At 75.2% G+C, this 17,374-nt stretch carries 19 protein-coding genes and 1 tRNA gene; 10 read left to right on the forward strand and 10 right to left on the reverse strand.

The window, feature by feature from the left end; all coding sequences use genetic code 11:
* Nucleotides 1-5: 5 nt before the first annotated feature.
* Together ACI79H_RS09460 and ACI79H_RS09465 are read left to right on the forward strand one after the other, a co-directional pair.
* Nucleotides 6-722, forward strand: a complete 717-nt coding sequence (locus tag ACI79H_RS09460; protein ID WP_456554118.1) for a maleylpyruvate isomerase family mycothiol-dependent enzyme — start codon at nucleotides 6-8, stop codon at nucleotides 720-722.
* Entirely contained in the window at nucleotides 719-1,288 is a 570-nt protein-coding gene (locus tag ACI79H_RS09465; RefSeq protein WP_456554119.1) for a putative glycolipid-binding domain-containing protein, read from the forward strand. The genes ACI79H_RS09460 and ACI79H_RS09465 overlap by 4 nt, the downstream gene beginning before the upstream one ends.
* Before the next feature lie 181 nt (nucleotides 1,289-1,469).
* Here ACI79H_RS09465 and ACI79H_RS09470 read toward each other — a convergent pair whose 3' ends face one another.
* Genes ACI79H_RS09470 through ACI79H_RS09485 form a run of 4 tightly spaced genes read right to left on the reverse strand, consistent with a single transcriptional unit; the run spans nucleotide 1,470 to nucleotide 4,443 of the window.
* Entirely contained in the window at nucleotides 1,470-2,219 is a 750-nt protein-coding gene (locus ACI79H_RS09470) for an SCO1664 family protein (RefSeq protein WP_456554120.1), read from the reverse strand.
* A 13-nt stretch (nucleotides 2,220-2,232) separates the two neighbouring features.
* Nucleotides 2,233-2,784: a DUF3090 family protein gene (locus tag ACI79H_RS09475; protein WP_456554121.1), complete on the reverse strand. Its 552-nt coding sequence runs from the start codon at nucleotides 2,782-2,784 to the stop codon at nucleotides 2,233-2,235.
* A gap of 38 nt (nucleotides 2,785-2,822) precedes the next feature.
* Nucleotides 2,823-3,524: an MSMEG_4193 family putative phosphomutase gene (locus ACI79H_RS09480; protein ID WP_456554122.1), complete on the reverse strand. Its 702-nt coding sequence runs from the start codon at nucleotides 3,522-3,524 to the stop codon at nucleotides 2,823-2,825.
* Between the two features lie 16 nt (nucleotides 3,525-3,540).
* Nucleotides 3,541-4,443, reverse strand: a complete 903-nt coding sequence (locus tag ACI79H_RS09485) for an undecaprenyl-diphosphate phosphatase (RefSeq protein ID WP_456554123.1) — start codon at nucleotides 4,441-4,443, stop codon at nucleotides 3,541-3,543.
* A gap of 95 nt (nucleotides 4,444-4,538) precedes the next feature.
* Between ACI79H_RS09485 and ACI79H_RS09490 the strand changes: the two genes are divergently transcribed.
* Both ACI79H_RS09490 and ACI79H_RS09495 read left to right on the forward strand, forming a co-directional pair.
* A complete protein-coding gene (locus ACI79H_RS09490; RefSeq protein ID WP_456554124.1) occupies nucleotides 4,539-5,519 on the forward strand; it encodes an aldo/keto reductase in 981 nt (326 codons plus the stop codon).
* Complete coding sequence (locus ACI79H_RS09495; protein ID WP_456554125.1) at nucleotides 5,516-7,474, forward strand: AAA family ATPase; 1,959 nt, start codon at nucleotides 5,516-5,518, stop codon at nucleotides 7,472-7,474. The genes ACI79H_RS09490 and ACI79H_RS09495 overlap by 4 nt, the downstream gene beginning before the upstream one ends.
* Nucleotides 7,475-7,556: 82 nt before the next feature.
* Here the strand turns inward: ACI79H_RS09495 and ACI79H_RS09500 are convergent, their stop codons facing one another.
* The gene (locus tag ACI79H_RS09500) at nucleotides 7,557-7,820 is read right to left on the reverse strand and encodes a hypothetical protein (protein ID WP_456554126.1); all 264 of its coding nucleotides are present in this window, start codon (nucleotides 7,818-7,820) and stop codon (nucleotides 7,557-7,559) included.
* 132 nt (nucleotides 7,821-7,952) lie between these two features.
* On the opposite strand from ACI79H_RS09500, the gene ACI79H_RS09505 reads away from it, so the two are divergent.
* On the forward strand, nucleotides 7,953-8,156 hold the full coding sequence (locus ACI79H_RS09505; RefSeq protein WP_456554127.1) for a DUF5703 family protein: 204 nt from the start codon (nucleotides 7,953-7,955) through the stop codon (nucleotides 8,154-8,156).
* Nucleotides 8,157-8,197: 41 nt separating this feature from the next.
* Here ACI79H_RS09505 and ACI79H_RS09510 read toward each other — a convergent pair whose 3' ends face one another.
* Nucleotides 8,198-9,013: a pentapeptide repeat-containing protein gene (locus tag ACI79H_RS09510; RefSeq protein ID WP_456554128.1), complete on the reverse strand. Its 816-nt coding sequence runs from the start codon at nucleotides 9,011-9,013 to the stop codon at nucleotides 8,198-8,200.
* Nucleotides 9,014-9,130: 117 nt separating this feature from the next.
* Here ACI79H_RS09510 and ACI79H_RS09515 point away from each other — a divergent pair, with 117 nt between their 5' ends.
* Nucleotides 9,131-10,393 (forward strand): nucleotide disphospho-sugar-binding domain-containing protein, encoded by a 1,263-nt coding sequence (locus ACI79H_RS09515; RefSeq protein ID WP_456554129.1) that lies wholly within the window; start codon nucleotides 9,131-9,133, stop codon nucleotides 10,391-10,393.
* Between the two features lie 4 nt (nucleotides 10,394-10,397).
* On the opposite strand, the gene ACI79H_RS09520 is transcribed toward ACI79H_RS09515, so the two are convergent.
* On the reverse strand, nucleotides 10,398-11,351 hold the full coding sequence (locus tag ACI79H_RS09520; protein WP_456554130.1) for an NADPH:quinone oxidoreductase family protein: 954 nt from the start codon (nucleotides 11,349-11,351) through the stop codon (nucleotides 10,398-10,400).
* Between the two features lie 118 nt (nucleotides 11,352-11,469).
* Between ACI79H_RS09520 and ACI79H_RS09525 the strand changes: the two genes are divergently transcribed.
* Nucleotides 11,470-12,045 carry a class I SAM-dependent methyltransferase gene (locus tag ACI79H_RS09525; protein WP_456554131.1) on the forward strand — a complete coding sequence of 192 codons (576 nt, stop codon included), beginning with the start codon at nucleotides 11,470-11,472 and terminating at the stop codon, nucleotides 12,043-12,045.
* Here the strand turns inward: ACI79H_RS09525 and ACI79H_RS09530 are convergent, their stop codons facing one another.
* The 3 genes from ACI79H_RS09530 to ACI79H_RS09540 are packed head-to-tail and all read right to left on the reverse strand — an operon-like array spanning nucleotide 12,046 to nucleotide 14,647.
* On the reverse strand, nucleotides 12,046-12,486 hold the full coding sequence (locus tag ACI79H_RS09530) for an SRPBCC family protein (protein WP_456554132.1): 441 nt from the start codon (nucleotides 12,484-12,486) through the stop codon (nucleotides 12,046-12,048).
* A gap of 13 nt (nucleotides 12,487-12,499) precedes the next feature.
* A complete protein-coding gene (locus ACI79H_RS09535; protein WP_456554133.1) occupies nucleotides 12,500-13,306 on the reverse strand; it encodes an SDR family oxidoreductase in 807 nt (268 codons plus the stop codon).
* 12 nt (nucleotides 13,307-13,318) lie between these two features.
* Nucleotides 13,319-14,647 (reverse strand): M20/M25/M40 family metallo-hydrolase, encoded by a 1,329-nt coding sequence (locus ACI79H_RS09540; RefSeq protein WP_456554134.1) that lies wholly within the window; start codon nucleotides 14,645-14,647, stop codon nucleotides 13,319-13,321.
* Between the two features lie 85 nt (nucleotides 14,648-14,732).
* Between ACI79H_RS09540 and ACI79H_RS09545 the strand changes: the two genes are divergently transcribed.
* From ACI79H_RS09545 to ACI79H_RS09555, 3 genes are all read left to right on the forward strand, one after another.
* Nucleotides 14,733-15,770 (forward strand): GGDEF domain-containing protein, encoded by a 1,038-nt coding sequence (locus ACI79H_RS09545; protein ID WP_456554135.1) that lies wholly within the window; start codon nucleotides 14,733-14,735, stop codon nucleotides 15,768-15,770.
* A gap of 55 nt (nucleotides 15,771-15,825) precedes the next feature.
* Nucleotides 15,826-15,910, forward strand: a tRNA-Leu gene (locus tag ACI79H_RS09550).
* Nucleotides 15,911-16,062: 152 nt separating this feature from the next.
* Nucleotides 16,063-17,334 carry a class I SAM-dependent methyltransferase gene (locus ACI79H_RS09555; RefSeq protein WP_456554136.1) on the forward strand — a complete coding sequence of 424 codons (1,272 nt, stop codon included), beginning with the start codon at nucleotides 16,063-16,065 and terminating at the stop codon, nucleotides 17,332-17,334.
* Nucleotides 17,335-17,374: the final 40 nt, after the last annotated feature.

A 17,374-nucleotide genomic window follows, 5' to 3' on the forward strand; every position in this document is an offset into this window, starting at 1 on the left:
ACGCGATGCACACCGATCAGTACCTGCCGGTGCTGCGGCGGGCGGACGACCGGTTCGCCGAGGCCGCGGCCGCGGCCGTGCTGCAGCGCGGCTGGTCCGCGACCGTCCCGGGGTGCCCCGGCTGGACGCTGGCCGACCTGGTCTGGCACCTGGCCGAGGTGCAGCGCTTCTGGGCGTGGGTGGTGCGCACGCGGGCGCAGGACCCCGGCGGTTACGTCGGGGCCGCCCGGCACCCGGACGACGAGCTGCTCGGCTACGGAGCCGCCCGCAGCGCCGAGCTCGAGGCGGTCCTGGCCGCCGCCGACCCCGCCGAGCCGGTGTGGACGTGGGCGCCGCAGAAGGACGTCGCCTTCGTGCTGCGCCGGCAGGTCCAGGAGGCGACCGTGCACGTGGTCGACGCCGAGCAGGTGCTCGGGGACGTCCGCCCCGTCCCCGCCGACGTCGGCCTCGACGGGATCGACGAGTGGCTGGAGGTCATGGTGCCGGGCGCGCTGCCCGAGGGCCCGCCTCCCGGGGCGCACCCGGTCGTCCTGCACGCGGTCGACGCCGGCGCGGAGCGGACGCTGTTCCCCGGCTCCCGCCCCCTCCCCGTCGCGGCCCTGACCGGCACGGCGGGCGACCTGCTGCTGGCGGTCTGGCGGCGGGTCCCGCTGGAGGTGCTCACCGTGGACGGCGACGGCCTGCAGGCCGCCGCGATGATCGACCTGGTGGAGCTGACGTGACCGCTCCGCAGGGGCACGCACCGCTGCCCGCGTTCGCGGCCTGGCGCTTCGTGGACGCCGTCGACGGGTTCGAGGTCGTGTACCCGGGGCCGCGTGGCCTGCGCGGGTACACCAGCGCGGTCGAGGACGGGCAGCCCTACGCCGTCCGCTACGAGGTCGAGCTGGACGAGCACTGGCGCACCCGGGAGGTGCGAGTCAGCTCCGACACGGTGGCCGGCACCCGGTCGACGGCGCTGAGCTCGGACGGCGCCGGCCGCTGGACCGTCGACGGCGTCCCGGCCCCGCACCTGGACGGGCTGGTCGACGTCGACCTGGAGGCCTCCGCCTGCACCAACACCCTGCCCGTGCACCGGCTGGCGCTCCCCGAGGGCGAGGTCGTGGCGGCCCCGGCGGCGTACGTGCGGGCGCTGGACTGCTCGGTCACCCGGCTCGAGCAGACCTACCGTCGCACCGGCGAACGCACCTTCGACTACACGTCCGAGGGTGGCTCCTTCCGGGCCGCGCTCGCGTACGACGGCGCCGGGTTGATCGTCGACTACCCGGGCATCGCAGTCCGGTCCGCCTGACGCTCAGCGCTCGAGGAGCGCCGCCAACCGCTCCAGGGCCATCCGCCAGCCACGCTCACCGCGTGCCGGTCGAACCCCTCGCCGAGCCGCACGCGCACGGCTGCATCCTCCGGCGAGATCGGCGATGTCGCACGCTCCGTGGCCCCACGGTGTGCGAGATCGGCGATCTCGCCGGGGAAGGTCAGAACGGCGGCCACGGGAGGGCCGGCCAGTCGCCGCTGGGCTCGGGGTGCAGCTTCGTGCGCAGCAGCTCGGCGACCCGCTGCTGGGTCCTGCGCACCTCGCGGCGGGTGAGGTGCTCGTGCAGCTGCTCCCCCAGGTCGCCCTGCAGGTCCTCGGCCAGCCGCTCCAGCACCTCGAGCGCGGCCAGCGGGATCGGCCGGCCGGCCCAGCGCCACAGCAGCGTGCGCAGCTTGGGCTCGACGGAGAAGCAGATGCCGTGGTCGACGCCGTAGGCGTGGCCGTCGGGCATCGGGATGATGTGCCCGCCCTTGCGGTCGGCGTTGTTGACGACGGCGTCGAAGACGGCCATCCGCCGGAGCGCGGGGTCGTCGCGGCGCACGTACTCGGCGAGGTCGACCTCCTCGTCGCCGTCGATCCACAGCTGCACCATCCCGGGGCCGAACGGGCCCTCGCGCAGCACCGTCGGCGGCACGATCCGCCAGCCGGTGGCCTCCGACACGAGGAACGCCGAGATCTCCCGGCCGGCCAGCGTGCCGTCCGGGAAGTCCCACAGCGGGCGCTCGCCGGCGACCGGCTTGTAGACGCACTCCGCGCCGACCTCGCCGGAGCGGATGCTGCCGACCAGCGTCACGTTCGAGGCGTCCAGCATCCGGCCCTCGAGGTCGATCTCGCCGGTCTCGAGCAGGTGCCGGGCCTCGGCGTCGTCGGCAGGTGCCCGGAGGACGGGCTCGGCGGGTTGCTCGCTCATCGCTCGCCGCCGGTCAGCGGCGGTAGCCGTTCTGCCGGGGGCACACGTGGCCGGTGGCGTCCAGCGGCATGGAGCACAGCGGGCACGACGGCCGGCCGGCGGCGATGACGCGGCGGGCGCGCGCGATGAACGCCCGCGCCGCCATCGGGGTGATGGTCACCCGCAGCGCGTCGGGGCCCTCGTCGCTGTCGGAGAGGATCGCGTCCTCCTCGATCGGCTCCTCCCCCGCGGCCACCGCCTCGACGACGACGGCCTGCGCCGCGCCGTCCCACGCCAGGCCCATGGCGGCCACCCGGAACTCCTCGTCCACGGGCGGGGTGAGCGGGTCGAGGTCGTCGACGTCGGCGTCGGGCGGGATGACCGCGTCGGCGCGGCCGGCGACCTCGTCGAGCAGCTCGGCCATGCGGTCGGCCAGCACCTGGACCTGGTTCTTCTCCAGCGCGACGCTGACCGTGCGGCCGTCGCCGTCGGAGGCCTGCAGGTAGAAGGTGCGGTCCCCTGGCTGGCCCACGGTGCCGGCGACGAACCGGTTCGGACGATCGAAGAGATGGACCTGACGGGGCACGTGCCCAGGTTACGCGGGCGCGCCGCTCGGGCGCGGGGTCAGGCGGGCGCGCCGGCGCCGCCGCCGACGACGGCGTCCGAGGAGGCCTTCCGCCGCCCGCGCTTCCTCGGCGGCGGCGGGATGAGCGCAGAGACGTCACCGCCGGTGTCGTTCATGCGGACGACGAACGGCCGGGTGTCGGTGTAGGTGATCACCGAGATCGACGCCGGGTCGACGACGATCCGCTGGAACTGGTCCAGGTGCAGGCCCAGGGCGTCGGCCAGGACCGCCTTGATGACGTCGCCGTGGCTGCACGCGAGCCAGACGGCGTCCGGGCCCAGCTCGGCGTTGTACGCCCGGACGGCGGCGACGGCGCGGGCCTGGGTCTGCGCCAGCCCCTCCCCCTCCGGGCCGGGGAACACCGCGGCCGAGGGGTGCTGCTGCACGACCTTCCACAGCGGTTCCTTGGCCAGCTCCTTGATCGTCCGGCCGGTCCAGTCGCCGTAGCGGGCCTCGCCGAGCCGGTCGTCGGTGCGCAGCTCGAGGTCGCGGCCGGCCGTGACCGCCGTCGCCGTCTGCACGCAGCGCTCCAGCGGGCTGCTGACGACGGCCGCGAGCGGCACCCGCGCCAGTCGCTCCCCCACCGCGGCGACCTGCGCCGCCCCGGCCTCGTCGAGCTGCACCCCGGGGGTCCAGCCGGCGAGGATGCCGCCGGCGTTGGCCGTCGTCCGCCCGTGCCGGAGCAGGATCACCGTGGTCATGGGAGCGGAGCGTAGGTCAGGGCACCGCGGAGGCGGCCGGCTCCGGATCGAGGACGCCGGCGAACACCAGCACGAGCACCAGCACGCCGAGCGCGATCCGGTAGACCACGAACGGCGTGAACGACCCCCGGTCGAGGTAGCGCAGCAGCCAGGCGATGACGGTCAGCCCGACGCCGAAGGCGAGCACCGTCGCGAGGATCGTGGGCCCCCACGAGACGCCGGTGCCGGTCGCGTCGCCGCTGAGCTCGTCGTAGGCCTGGTAGAAGCCCGAGGCCAGGACCGCCGGGATGGCCAGCAGGAACGAGTAGCGGGCGGCCGCGGCGCGGGAGTAGCCCAGGAACAGCCCGGCGGTGATCGTGCCGCCCGAGCGGGAGACGCCCGGGATGAGCGCCAGGGCCTGCGCGAAGCCGTAGCCGATGCCGTGCGGCACGGTCAGCCGGTCGAGCTCGCGCCGCTTGGTGCCCACGCGGTCGGCCGCGTAGAGGATCAGCGCGAACACGATCAGCGTCGTCGCGACGATGCGCAGGTCGCGGAACGTGGTCTCGATGTCGTCCTCGAACAGCAGGCCGAGGATCCCGATCGGCAGGCTGCCGACGATGATCAGCCAGCCCATCCGCGCGTCCGGGTCGCCCGTGCGCCGGCCGCCCAGCGAGGCGACCCAGGCGGTGACGATCCGCCAGATGTCGCGGCGGAAGTAGAGGAGCACCGCGGCCTCGGTGCCGATCTGGGTGATGGCGGTGAACGCAGCACCCGGGTCCTCCCAGCCGAACGCCTCGCCGACGACGCGCAGGTGGGCGCTGGAGGAGATCGGCAGGAACTCGGTGAGCCCCTGCACGACACCGAGGACGACGGCCTCGAACCAGCCCATCAGCTCGTACCGGACGGGGACGGGGTCAGCCAGGAGCGCACGAGCGGTCACCCTAGGCGGCGCCCGTCCCGGGTCCGGGGCGCGCCGCTCCGAGGCTGTGGGTGGTCGCCGGTGGGCGCGGCTCCGCGCCGGTAGGTTGGCCGGTCGTGGAACAACGGGCGCTGGGGCGCAGCGGTCTGGTCGTGAGCAGCCTGGCGCTGGGCACCATGACCTGGGGCCGCGACACCGACGAGGACGAGGCTGCGATGCAGCTGACCGCCTTCGTCGACGCCGGCGGCACGCTGGTCGACACCGCCGACGTCTACTGCGACGGCGAGAGCGAGCGCATCGTCGGGCACCTGCTGGCCGACGTCGTCCCGCGCTCGGACGTGCTGGTCGCCACCAAGGCCGCCGGCCGCACCGCGCCCGGTCCGATGGGCCGCGGCGCCTCCCGCGGGCACCTGCTCTCCGCCCTCGACGCCTCCTTGCAGCGGCTGGGCCTGGACCACGTCGACCTGTGGCAGGTGCACGCCTGGGACGACGCGACCCCGATCGAGGAGACCCTGGCCGCCTGCGACCTCGCCGTCGCCTCCGGGCGGGCCCGGTACATCGGGATCAGCAACTTCACCGGCTGGCAGACCGCGCAGGCCGCCACCTGGCAGCGCGCCTGGCCGGGCCGCACGCCGATCGTGAGCACCCAGGTCGAGTACTCCCTGCTGCAGCGCGGCGTCGAGCGCGAGGTCGTGCCGGCGGCCGAGGCGCTCGGGCTGGGCGTGCTGGCGTGGTCACCGCTGGGGCGCGGCCTGCTCACGGGCAAGTACCGGCACAGCACCCCCTCGGAGTCCCGGGGCGCCTCGCAGCAGTGGCAGGCGTTCATCGACGGGCTGCGCTCGCCGAAGTCCGACCGCATCGTCGAGGCGGTCATCACCGCGGCCGAGGGCCTGGGCACCAGTCCGCTCGGCGTGGCCCTGGCCTGGGTGCGGGACCGGCCCGGCGTCGTCGCCCCCGTCGTCGGCGCGCGCACCGCGCAGCAGCTCCAGGCCTCCCTCGACGCCGTCGGCGTGCGGCTGCCGGCCGCCATCCGCACCGCGCTGGAGGACGTCTCCGCAGCACCGGCCGGCTACCCCGAGCGCCGGGCGGACCGGTGAGCGCGCCCGCGGCCGCCCCCGGCGGCGACCCGGTCTTCGCCGCCTTCTGCGCCGCCGGCCTGTGGCCCGGGCTGGGCCGGCGGGCGGCGGCCGAGCTTCCCGCGGCCGGGATCACCACCCCCGACGACGTCACCGCCGACCGGCTGCTGAAGATGCCCCGCGTCGGGCGGCAGCGCGCCGAGCGGCTGTTCTCCAGCTTCCTCGCCTCCCAGCCCACCTACGAGGTGGTGGAGATGCTGGTCGCGGCGGGGCTGCCGGCGAAGCTGGCCGCGGGCGTCGCCGACACGCTCGGCCCCGACGCCGCCCGGCGGCTGCGCGACGACCCGTGGGCGCTGCTCAGCCTGTCCGGGGTGACGCTGGCCGACGCCGACCGGCTGGCCATCGCCGTCCTCAAGGGCGCTGACCGGCAGGACGGGCGCCGCGGCCGCGCCATCGTGGGCCTGGCGCTGCGGACGGCGACCCGGGACGGGCACACCGTGCTGCCGGCCGATCTCGTCGTGGCCGCGCTGCGCGCCGAGGGCATCACCGACCCCGCGGCGGCGATCGTGGCCGCGGTCGAGGGCGGCGAGGTGCTCGAGCACGAGCCCCCGATCCCCGACGACGACGAGGACCCGGACGCCCAGCCCGACCCCGCGCTGCGCACGCTCTCGCTGGCCCGCTTCGGCATGGCCGAGGAGGCCGTGGCCGAGAACGTGGCCCGCCTGGCCGCCGCCGCCGAGCGGATCGCGGACCCCGCGTCGGTGCGCTCGGTGGCCAAGGGGCTGGACGAGGCGCAGAAGCAGGCCGTCGCGCAGGTCCTCGGCGCGGGCGTCAGCCTGCTCACCGGCGGCCCCGGCACCGGCAAGAGCCGTACGGTCGCGGCGATCGTCAAGCTGCTGCGGACCAAGGGCACCGAGGTGGCGCTGGCCGCGCCCACGGGCCGGGCGGCCAAGAGGCTGGAGGAGCTGACCGACCACCCGGCGGTGACCGTCCACCGGCTGCTCGGGGCGCAGGGCATGACCGGCGGCTTCTCCCGCAACGAGGAGTGGCCGCTGGACGCCGACGTGGTCGTCGTCGACGAGGCCTCGATGCTCGACGTCGAGCTGACCGCGGCCCTGCTGGAGGCGTGCTCGGACGGCACCCACCTGCTGCTGGTCGGCGACCCGGCGCAGCTGCCCTCCATCGGCCCCGGCCACGTGCTGGGGGACCTGATCGACTCGGGCGCCGTCCCGGTCACGGAGCTGACCACGCTGTACCGGCAGGCCGAGGGCGGGGCCATCGCCCGGCTGGCGACCGGGGTGCGCGGCGGCGAGCTGCCGCCGGTCGACTCCCCCGACCGCGAGGTCGTGGTGGTCCCGGCGACCGGCTCGGCCGAGGCCGCGCGGCGGGTGGTCCAGCTGGTCACCGACTCCATCCCGCGGGCGCTGGGCATCGAGGCCGGTGCGGTGCAGGTCGTGACGCCGGTGCACCGCGGGCCGGCCGGCACGATCGAGCTGAACAAGGCGCTCAAGGCGGTGCTCAACCCCGGCGAGGGCACGGTCTTCGGCTTCGACCCCGGCGACCGCGTCGTCGCCACCGCCAACCACCTCGACCTGGAGCCGATCGGCTTCGCGAACGGCGAGGTCGGCACCGTGACCAAGGCCGGCGACGGATCGCTGGACGTCGCGTTCGCCTCCGGGCCGGTCACCGTGAACGGCTCGGCGCTGTCGGACCTGCGGCACGGCTGGGCGATCACCGTGCACCGCGCGCAGGGTTCGGAGTGGCCCGGCGTCGTCGTCGTGCTGCCGCCCGAGGCCGGCGGGATGCTGTCCCGGCCGCTGGTCTACACCGCGCTGACCCGCGCGCAGAAGCACCTGTCGATCGTGCACGCCAGCGGGGCGGCGCTGTCGCGGGCGGTCCGCGAGGTCGACGTCCGCCCTCGCCGCACCCGGCTGGCCGCACTGCTGGCCGAGTACGCCGCGGCCCTGGCCGGCTGACTCCGCGAGATCTGCACACTCGGGGCTTTCAGGCCGCTGAAGACCCCGAGTGTGCAGATCTCGCGCCGGGCGGCCCAGGTGCTCAGCCGGGGAGGTCGTCCTCGTCGGCGGGCACGTCGGCCTCCTGCTCGAGGACGTCGGCCTCGTTCGCCTCGCGGTCGCCGACCGGGCGGAGCGGGCTGCCGGCCTCACCGGGGCGGGCGGCGAGCTGCTGCTCCAGGGCGTCGGCCTCGGGCACGGTGTCCGGCGGCGCCGTCGCCTCCCCCGCCACGGACACCGCCGGCGGGTCGACGAGCGCCTCCTGCTCGGCGCGGTCGGCGTCGTTCGCGGTGCCGGGATCGGTCACGTCGTCCTCCGTCGGGCTGGTGATCGGGTCGGCTCCATCCTGCCGTCCGGGCGAGGGTCCGGCAGGGCGGCGAGGTGGACGGCAGGAGGCGACGGCGTGACCGGTGGGCGTCCGCCGGGCACAATCGGCCCGATGGAGGCGTCACCCGATTACGAGTTCGCGCCGCTGCGGATCCCACCGGGCACGTCCCGGTCCGCGGCGGCGACCATGCTGAGCCTGCAGTCCGACGTCGGCGGGTGGGAGCTCGCCCGGCTGCAGCTGCACCCCGACGGCACGCGCAAGGTGATCCTGCGGCGCCGGTCGCGGCTCTCCTACCTGCCCGGCCCGGTCATCTAGGCCCCGGTCATCTAGGCCCCGGTCATCCAGGCCCCGGTCATCTAGGCGTAGTGCTCCGGGCGGCGCAGCCCGGACGGGAGCAGCGTGGCGGCGTCGCCGCGGGCGGCCTGCACCTGCGGCACGGTCAGGAACAGGCACGCCGAGAGGTCGGTGCCTCGGACGTCGGCGGCGCGCAGATCGGCGCCGAGCAGGTCCGCCGGGCCGAGGTCCACGCCCCGGAGGTCGGCACCGATCAGGTAGGCGCCCCGCAGGCTCGCCCCGCGCAACCGCATCCGGCGCAGGTCCCGGCCCATCAGGTCGGCCCCGCGCCGGTCCGGGCCCCCACCGCGGACGGCGTCGCTCACCCGTTGCAGCAGAGCCCCCACCGCCGCCCGGTGCGCGCCGATGTCCAGACCGCGCAGCGCGCCGGCGTCCAGCCCGGCCAGCCGCTGCGTCTCCGCGCGGGCCTCCTCGACCGCCGGGTGCAGCGCCGGCACCGGGAGCGCCGCGGCCTCGGCCAGGTACCAGAGGACCTCGTGCAGCTGGCGCACCACCGGCAGGACGGCGAACTGCGCCGCGGCCAGCTCCGGTGAGTCCCGCCAGCTGCGCCCGCCGAAGGTCTCCTGCGTGATCCGCTGCCCGGCGCCGAAGCAGTCAAAGACGGTGCAGCCCGGGAAGCCCTCGGGCCGCAGCCGGTCGTGGATGCCGCAGCGGAAGTCGTCCTGGAGGTGCCGGCAGGGCGTGCCCGCGGGCTTGTCGACCGCGAAGTCCGCCGACGCGCCGAACGCCGGCGCCACGCAGCACAGCCCCGCGCACCGCGAGCAGTCGGCCGAAAGCTCCTCCCGCGCCGGGACGATCGGGAGCTGGCGGGGCGTCATGACCGGTCCAGCCTAGGTCGACCCGCGTCAGGCGGGTCCGCGCGCGGAGTCCTTGGCCCCGGGCGCGGACCGGAGCACGCTCGCCCTCCCGACGCGCTCCACCCCGAGGAGGTCGCCGTGAACCTGCTGTTCGCCCTCTGGGACGGCGGGGGCACCGTCCCCGTCGAGCTCGGCGTGGTCCGCCGCGCGTCGGCCGCCGGGCACACCGCCACGGTCCTCGGCGACCCCAGCTTCGCCGCCGACGTCGCCGCCACCGGCGCGGAGTTCCGCAGCTGGGACCGCGCGCCGCACCGCCGCTCGTCGGCGCGCGAGGACGACTTCATCCGCGACTGGGAGGTCCGCACTCCCCCGGCGCTGCTCGCCCGGCTGTGCGAGCGGGTCATCACCGGCCCCGCCGCCGCCTACGCCGCCGATGTCCGTGCCGCCGTGCAGGACCGGCCCGCCGAGCTCGTCGTGGCCAGCGGGCCCCTCCTCGGCGCGCTGGCCGGCGCCGAGTCCGCGGGGGTACCGGGGGTGGCCCTGTGCTCCAACGTCTACTCCCGGCCGGCGCCCGGGCTCCCGCCGTTCGGTGCCGGCCTGGCCCCGGCGCGGGGCCGCGCCGGACGGCTCCGGGACCGCGCGCTCAACGGCCTCGCGGAGAGGATGTGGAACCGGCACCGGGCGCCGCTGGACGCCGCCCGCGCGGAGCTGGGCCTGGACCCGCTGACCGACGTGTGGTCGCAGTGGGACCGCGCCGCGCGGGTGCTCGTCCTGACCTCGCGCGCCTTCGACCTGCCCGCCCAGGTGCCGGAGAACGTCCGGTACGTGGGCCCGGTGCTCGACGACCCGCCGTGGACTGAGCCGTACGAACCGCCCGCGGGCGACGAGCCGCTGGTCGTCGTGGGCCTGTCCAGCACGTGGATGGGGCAGGCCGACGCGCTGCGCAGGATCGTCGCCGCGCTCGACACGCTCCCGGTGCGGGCGGTGGTGACGACGGGCCCGGCCGTGGACCCGGCGGAGATCCCCGGGACGGCGCGGGTCGACGTCCGGCGATCGGCTCCGCACGCCGTCCTCTTCCCGCAGGCGGCGGTCGTGGTCACCCACGCCGGGCACGGCACCCTGGTCAAGGCGCTGGCCGCGGGTGTGCCGACGCTGTGCCTGCCCATGGGGCGGGACCAGGGCGACAACGTCGTCCGCGCGGCCCGGCACGGGGCGGTCATCGGGCTGCGCCGCTCGGCGTCGCCGGCCCGCATCGCCGGCGCGGTCCGCCGCCTGCTGGAGGACCCGGCCTACCGGCGCGCCGCGCAGCCCCTGGGCGCACGACTGCGGGCCGACGCCGCAGGTCCGGCGCTGGTCGAGGAGCTAGAGGCGGCCGCGCGGAGCCGCGCGCGGCACCCCTAGGGCTTCAGGGGACGAGCACGACCTTGCCGACGGTGCCGCGGTCCCCCAAGCGGGCCAGCGCCTGCGGCGCCTGGTCCAGCGGCAGCTCCTCGCCCACCAGCGGGTCGAGGTACCCGTCGGTGACGCCGCGCAGCAGCTCCGCGTGCACCGCGGCGGCCAACGAGGGCTCGTGCTTGCGGTACAGCCCCCAGTGCAGCCCGACCACGCTGTAGTTCTTGACGAGGACGTGGTTGGCCGGGGCCTGCGGGTGCGTGCCGCTGGTGAAGCCGATGACCAGGAGCCGGCCCTCGAAGGCGATGCACCGGCGGGACTTGTCGAACACCTCGCCGCCGACCGGGTCGTAGACGACGTCGGCGCCGTGCCCGCCGGTGATCTCCTTGACCGCGGGGACGAAGTCCTCGGCGGTGTAGTCGATGACGTGGTCGGCCCCCAGCTCGCGGCAGATTGCGGTCTTGCGGGCTCCGCCGGCCGTGGCGATGACCCGCGCGCCGGCCGCCTTGCCGAGCTGGATCGCAGCCGAGCCGACGCCGCCGGCGCCGGCGTGGACCAGCAGCCACTCCCCCGGCTGCAGGTGCGCCCGGCGGTGCAGGCCGGCGTGGCCGGTGGCGTAGGTGACGTTGAGCGCGGCGGCTTTCGCATCGGACAGCTCCGCGGGAGCGGCGAAGGCACCGGCGTCCATCAGCGCGTACTCGGCGAAGGCGCCCGACCCGCCGACGGGCCCGCCGATGACCCGCTGCCCGGTCTCCACCACCTCGCCGCAGAGCTCGACTCCCGGCGTGTAGGGCAGCGGCGGCTTCTCCTGGTAGAGCCCCTGGGCCATGAGGATGTCGGGGAAGTTGAGGGCCGCGGCCTTCACCTTCACCAGCACCTGACCCTCGCCCGGGGTCGGGACGTCGACCTCGTCGAAGCTCATGACCTCCGCAGGATCGCCGAGCTCGTGGACCCGCCATGCGCGCATGCGGCGACCTTGCCAGACGCACCGTGACGGCCGTCACCTGGCCCCGGCCCCGGCGCGCAGGCCCCCGGTGGCCGTGGCAGGGTGCCGAGGACGACGTCGTCCAGCCGGTGAGGACCGCATGAGACAGCACCTGACGGACCCGTTGCGCTTCTTCGCGGCGTTCATCGCCCATCCCCGACAGGTCGGCGCCGTGCTGCCGACCTCGCGGACGGCGGTGCGCGACATGCTCGACCTGGCGGACGTGCCCGCCGCCGGCCTCGTGGTGGAGCTGGGCGCCGGCACCGGCGTGCAGACCGGCGAGATCCTGGCCCGGCTCGCGCCCGGTGCCCGCCTGGTGGCGGTCGAGATCGACCCGAAGCTGGCCGCCCTCCTGCGGGACCGCTACGCCGGCGACGACCGGCTGGAGGTCCTCGCCGACTCGGCGGAGAACGTCGAGGCCCACCTCGACGGGCAGCGGGCCGACGTGCTGGTGTCCGCCCTGCCGTTCACCTCGCTGGACGGCGACCTGCGGCGGCGCATCCTCGACGGGCTCCCGCGTCTGCTCGCCCCGCGCGGCGTGATGGTGGTGATCCAGTACTCGCCGCTCATGCTCGGCGAGTTCCGCAAGCGCTTCCGGTCGGTGCGCTGGCGGATCACCCCCTGGAACGTGCCGCCGGCCTTCCTCTACGCCTGCTCGCAGGAGGACCCGGCCTGATCAGGCTCCCGGCCCGAGCACCCGGGCCCGCAGGGCGTCGTTCATCGCTCGGAAGCCGGCCAGCGTGCCGCCGTCCAGGAACCCGCGCAGCGGCCGGACCAGCAGGCCGCTGAACGCCTCGCTCTGCACCAGGCGGGTGCCCTGCCGTGTCGGGGTCAGCTCGAAGCGGTGCCGGCCGTCGAACACCCCTGGCGCGCCGAGGTGCCCCAGCCACTCGAGGACCGCGCCGGGCACGACCTCGGTGACCGTCGGCCTGATCGGCAGCGCACGCCCGCCCGGCGGCTGCAGGCGCAGCGCGAGGCGCTCGCCGACCGCGACCGTGCCGGTCGCCGACGGGATGAACGGGTTCCACGCCGCGTAGCCGGGCAGGTCGGTCAGCCGCTCCCAGACGGCCTGCGGCGGCGCCGCGATCTCGATCTCCGCGCTGATCCGGTGCCGCACCGCCGCGCCCCGATCAGGTGGCCGAACCGGGGCGCAGCGCCCCGGGCACACCGGCGGTCTCGCCGCTGGGCGTCTTGGCCGCGGGCACGCCCTTGAACTTGTAGGGCACCGCGCCGATGCCCGGCTGCACGATGTAGGCCGCGCCCGGCTCGCCCGAGGTCCAGGCGGCGATCATCGCGTCGGCGACCTCCTCCGCGGAGAGGATCGGGAAGTTGTTGTCGAGGAAGGTCTGGCGGATGCCGTCGATGATCGCGGTGTCCGCGAACCCGGGGCAGATCGCGGTCATGGTGATGCCCTCGTCGACGACCCGCGCGGCCATGGAGCGGACGAAGGTGATCGCACCGCCCTTGGCCACGCTGTAGCCGGGGTCGGTGGCCAGGGGGGCGAGACCGGCCAGCGAGGCGGTCACGACGATCGAGCCGCCACCCGCCCGGCGCAGCGCCGGCAGGGCGGCCTCGGTGCCGTAGACGACGCCGAAGAGGTCGATGTCCACGACCTTGAGGAACTCGTCGACGTCGAGGGCCTGGCGCGACTTGCCGGCGATGCCGGCGTTGAGGAACGCGGCGTCCAGTCGGCCGTGGTCGGCCTCGACCTGGGCGACGACGGCGGCGTTGGCGGCGCGGTCGGCGACGTCGAGGACGACGAAGGGGCAGCCGAGCTCGTCGGCGACCTGCCGGTTGCGCTCGCTGTCCAGGTCGGCCAGGACGACGGTGACGTCCAGCGCCTTCAGCTTCGTGGCGAGGGCGCGGCCGAAGCCACCGGTACCTCCCGTGACGAGCGCGACGGATCCGGACTTCGGGGCAGGCGTGGTGGAGGTCACGGACGCATCAGATCACGCCGAGCGCAGGAAGCGGTCGAGCACCCGGACGCCGAATCGCAGGGACTCGACCGGCACCCGCTCGTCGATGCCGTGGAAGAGCGAGGCGAAGTCCAGGTCGGCGGGCAGCCGCAGCGGTGAGAAGCCGAAGCACCGCATGCCCAGGCGCTGGAAGCTCTTGGCGTCGGTGCCCCCGCTCATGGTGAAGGGCACCGGCCTCGCGCCGTCGTCCTCGGCCTTGAGGGCGGTCACCATCTGGTCGACCAGCGGGCCGTCGAACGTCGTCTCGACCGCCTGGTCGTGCACCAGCCACTCGCGCTGGACGCCCTCGCCGATCAGCGCGGCGAGCTGGCGCTCGAACTCCTCCTCCTCCCCGTAGAGGAAGCGCCCGTCGACGGTCGCGCTCGCCGTGCCCGGGATGACGTTGGCCTTGTAGCCGGCGTCGAGCATCGTCGGGTTGGCGGTGTTGCGCAGGGCCGCGCCGATCATCCGGCTGATGCTGCCGAGCCGGGCCAGGGCGAGCTCGGGCTCGGCCGGGTCGATCTCGATGCCGTAGGCGTCCTCGACCGCGGCCATGAACTCGCGCATCGGCGGGGTGAGGGTCAGCGGGAAGCGGTGGCTGCCGATGCGGGCGACCGCCTCGCACAGCCGGGTGACGGCGTTGTCGTCGTGCACGAAAGACCCGTGGCCGGGCTTGCCGCCCGCGGTCAGCCGCATCCAGGCCAGGCCCTTCTCGGCGGTCTGCACCAGGTAGAGGCGCAGGTCGTCGCGGACGGTGATGCTGAAGCCGCCGACCTCGCTGATCGCCTCGGTGCAGCCCTCGAGCAGGTCGGGGTGCTCGTCGACGAGGTGGTGGGCGCCCAGCACGCCGCCGGCCTCCTCGTCGGCGACGAAGGCCAGCACGATGTCGCGGTCGGGCTGCACGCCGGTGCGGGCCCAGTCGCGGACCAGCGCGAGCACCATCGCGTCCATGTCCTTCATGTCCACTGCGCCGCGCCCCCAGATGTAGCCGTCGCGCTCCTCGCCGGAGAACGGGTGCACGCTCCACTCGGCCGGGTCGGCGGGGACGACGTCGAGGTGCCCGTGCACCAGCAGCGCCGGCCGGCTGCGGTCGGCGCCCGGGATGCGCGCCACGAGGCTGGCCCGGCCGGGCTCGGACTCGACGATGGTGGAGTCGATGCCGACCTCGCCCAGGGTGCCGGCGACCCACTCGGCGGCCGCCCGCTCGCCCGCGCTCGTGGCGGTCGAGCCGGTGTTGGTGGTGTCGATCCGGATGAGGTCGGAGAGGAGCTCGGCGACCTCGTCCTGGGCCCGGGCCAGTGGCTGCGTCGCGTCGTCGCTCATGGGGTGATCGTGCCATCGGCGCCCGGCTCATCCCACAGGGTGAAACGATCCTGAACCGTCCGATGATCCGGGTCGTACAGGGGTCATGGGCATCGTGACGGCGCTGCGGGCGCGGGATCCTCGGGCGGCGGCGCACAGCGCGGCGCTGATCCTCGCCGCCAGCGCCGTCGTCCTCGCGCTGCTGCTCCTGCTCGAGCTCGGCCAGGGCGTGACCGCCGACGTCGGACTGCTCTCCACCTCCGTCCTCGGCCTGGCCGCGGCGGCCGCCGCCTGCCGGCTGACGCCGGCCCGGCTGCTCGACCGCTGGGCCGTCACCTCCCTCATCGCGCTGTCCGGCGTGGGGCTGATCTGCGTGCTGAACCTGGTCACCCGCGACACCTCGGCCGGCGCCCAGGCCTTCTACGCGCTCCCGGTGCTCTGGGCCGCCACGCACCTGCGCTCCCCCGCCGTCGTCCTGGTGACCACCTCGGCCCTCGTCGCGGACGGCGTGACGTTGTTCCTCCTGCTGCCCGTCGCCGACGCCGTCACGGACTTCGCCTTCTTCGGGACGGTGCTCGCTGTCATGGCGGTGCTGCTGGTCCGCCTCATCGGGGTCCAGGAGCGGCTGGTGGCCGCGCTGCGCGAGCAGCTCACCGTCGACTCGCTGACCGGCCTGACCACGCGCCGGGAGTTCGACCGCGTGCTGGCCGGGACGCTGCGGCGCCCGGTCCCGGGCGGGACCGCCCTGGTGCTCATCGACGTCGACTCGTTCAAGACGATCAACGACAGCCACGGCCACCCGGTCGGCGACGACGTCCTCGTGCACCTGGCGAGCGTGCTGCGCGGGCGCGTCCGGGCCGCGGACGCGGTGCTGTCGCGGCTGGGCGGCGACGAGCTCGCCGTCCTCATGCCGGGGTGCGGGCGGACGACGGCCGTCCAGCGGGCCGAGGAGCTCCTGGACGCCGTCCGGTCGACGCCGATGACGCTCGCCGACGGCCAGCTGCTGGCGCTGTCGATCAGCGTCGGAGTGGCCCACGTGCCGCAGCACTCGAGCGACCGGCGCGAGCTGTACACGGCCGCCGACGCGGCGCTGTACGAGGCCAAGCGGGCCGGCCGCGGGCGGGTCTCGGTCGCCGGGAACTGACCGGTGGGGGGTGCTCCGGAGGTCGGACCCGGTCCGGTAGTCTGGCTCCGCACTCGTCCGGGTGGCGGAATGGCAGACGCGCTAGCTTGAGGTGCTAGTGCCCTTTATCGGGCGTGGGGGTTCAAGTCCCCCCTCGGACACGTCAGTCGAACCCCCAGCGGCCTCGGGCCGGTGGGGGTTCTCCTGTTCGTGACCAGCCACGTCCGCTCGAGGCTTCGAGGACTGGCTCGTCCGTCTGGATCTCCCGGCCTCCACCGGGACCGCTGTTCGCCGTGGTGTGCCAGGGTCGAGCATGGCCGCTTCTCCCCCGCGTCGGGCTGCCGAGGTGGTCGCCGAGCTGGGGCGGCTGCTGCTCGGGACCCCCGTCCCGCTGTCGGTGCGGTGCTGGGACGGCTCGGCGTCCGTCGTCGACGGCGCACCGACCCTCGTCGTGCGCCACCCGCGGGCGCTGCGCCGGCTGGTCTACGCGCCGGGAGAGCTGGGCCTGGCGCGCGCCTACGTCAGCGGTGACCTCGACATCGAGGGGGACATCTACTCGGCGCTGAGCCTCCCCGACCGGATGCCGGCGCGCCCGGAGCTGCGCCTGGACCGGCGGGCTCTCGCCCGGCTGGCCGGCCCGCTCCTGCGTCTCGGGGTTCTCGGACCGCCCCCGGCACCGCCGCCGGAAGAGGCCCGACTGGCCGGGATCCGGCATTCGCTCGGGCGGGATCGGAGCGCCATCAGCCACCACTACGACGTCGGGAACGACTTCTACCGGCTGTTGCTGGGACCCTCGCTCGTGTACAGCTGTGCCTACTTCCCCGAGCCGACGGCCACGCTGGAGCAGGCGCAGGAGGCCAAGCTCGACGTCGTCTGCCGCAAGCTGGACCTGCAGCCCGGGATGCGGCTGCTCGACGTCGGCTGCGGGTGGGGCTCGCTCGCCCTGCACGCCGCAGCCAGGTACGGGGTATCGGTGACCGGGGTGACCATCTCCGCCGCCCAGGCCGAGCTGGCCACCCGGCGCGTGGCCGAGGCCGGCCTCTCCGAGCGCGTCGAGATCCGTCTGCAGGACTACCGCGAGGTCGTCGACGGACCCTTCGACGCGATCGCCTCGGTCGGGATGGCCGAGCACGTGGGCCTCGACCAGTTGCCGCTCTACGCCGCCAGGCTGCAGGCCCTGCTGCACCCAGGCGGTCGGCTGCTCAACCATGCCATCGCACGCGGCCCCGCGGCCGGCCCCGACCGTCCGGATCCCGGCTCCTTCCTCACGCGCTACGTCTTCCCGGACGGCGAGCTGCAGCCCCTGGCCACCCACGTCCGCGTGCTGGAGGAGGCGGGCCTCGAGGTCGTCGATGTCGAAGCGCTGCGCCGGCACTACGCGCTCACCTGCCGGGCGTGGGTGAGCAACCTCGAGGAGCAGTGGGACGAGGCCGTGCGGCTGTCCTCCCCCGGCCGGGCCCGGGTGTGGCGGCTGTACCTCGCCGGCTCGGCGCTGGCGTTCGACGGCCACCGGGTCGGGGTGAACCAGGTGCTGGCGATCAGACCGGGCCCCGGGCACGATCGCCTCCCGCTGACCCGGTCGTGAGGGCTCCGGGTCGGGCCTGCGGAGGCGGGATGTCCGCAGC

The organism is Blastococcus sp. SYSU D01042 (genome assembly GCF_054050515.1).

Bases quoted from the DNA above. Each gene is read 5' to 3' on its own strand.
- ACI79H_RS09470 (WP_456554120.1), bottom strand. From the start codon at position 2,219: ATGAGCGAGCAACCCGCCGAGCCCGTCCTCCGGGCACCTGCCGACGAC.
- ACI79H_RS09525 (WP_456554131.1), top strand. From the start codon at position 11,470: ATGAGACAGCACCTGACGGACCCGTTGCGCTTCTTCGCGGCGTTCATC.
- ACI79H_RS09545 (WP_456554135.1), top strand. From the start codon at position 14,733: ATGGGCATCGTGACGGCGCTGCGGGCGCGGGATCCTCGGGCGGCGGCG.
- ACI79H_RS09460 (WP_456554118.1), top strand. From the start codon at position 6: ATGCACACCGATCAGTACCTGCCGGTGCTGCGGCGGGCGGACGACCGG.
- ACI79H_RS09555 (WP_456554136.1), top strand. From the start codon at position 16,063: ATGGCCGCTTCTCCCCCGCGTCGGGCTGCCGAGGTGGTCGCCGAGCTG.
- ACI79H_RS09480 (WP_456554122.1), bottom strand. From the start codon at position 3,524: ATGACCACGGTGATCCTGCTCCGGCACGGGCGGACGACGGCCAACGCC.
- ACI79H_RS09520 (WP_456554130.1), bottom strand. From the start codon at position 11,351: ATGCGCGCATGGCGGGTCCACGAGCTCGGCGATCCTGCGGAGGTCATG.
- ACI79H_RS09540 (WP_456554134.1), bottom strand. From the start codon at position 14,647: ATGAGCGACGACGCGACGCAGCCACTGGCCCGGGCCCAGGACGAGGTC.
- ACI79H_RS09505 (WP_456554127.1), top strand. From the start codon at position 7,953: ATGGAGGCGTCACCCGATTACGAGTTCGCGCCGCTGCGGATCCCACCG.
- ACI79H_RS09510 (WP_456554128.1), bottom strand. From the start codon at position 9,013: ATGACGCCCCGCCAGCTCCCGATCGTCCCGGCGCGGGAGGAGCTTTCG.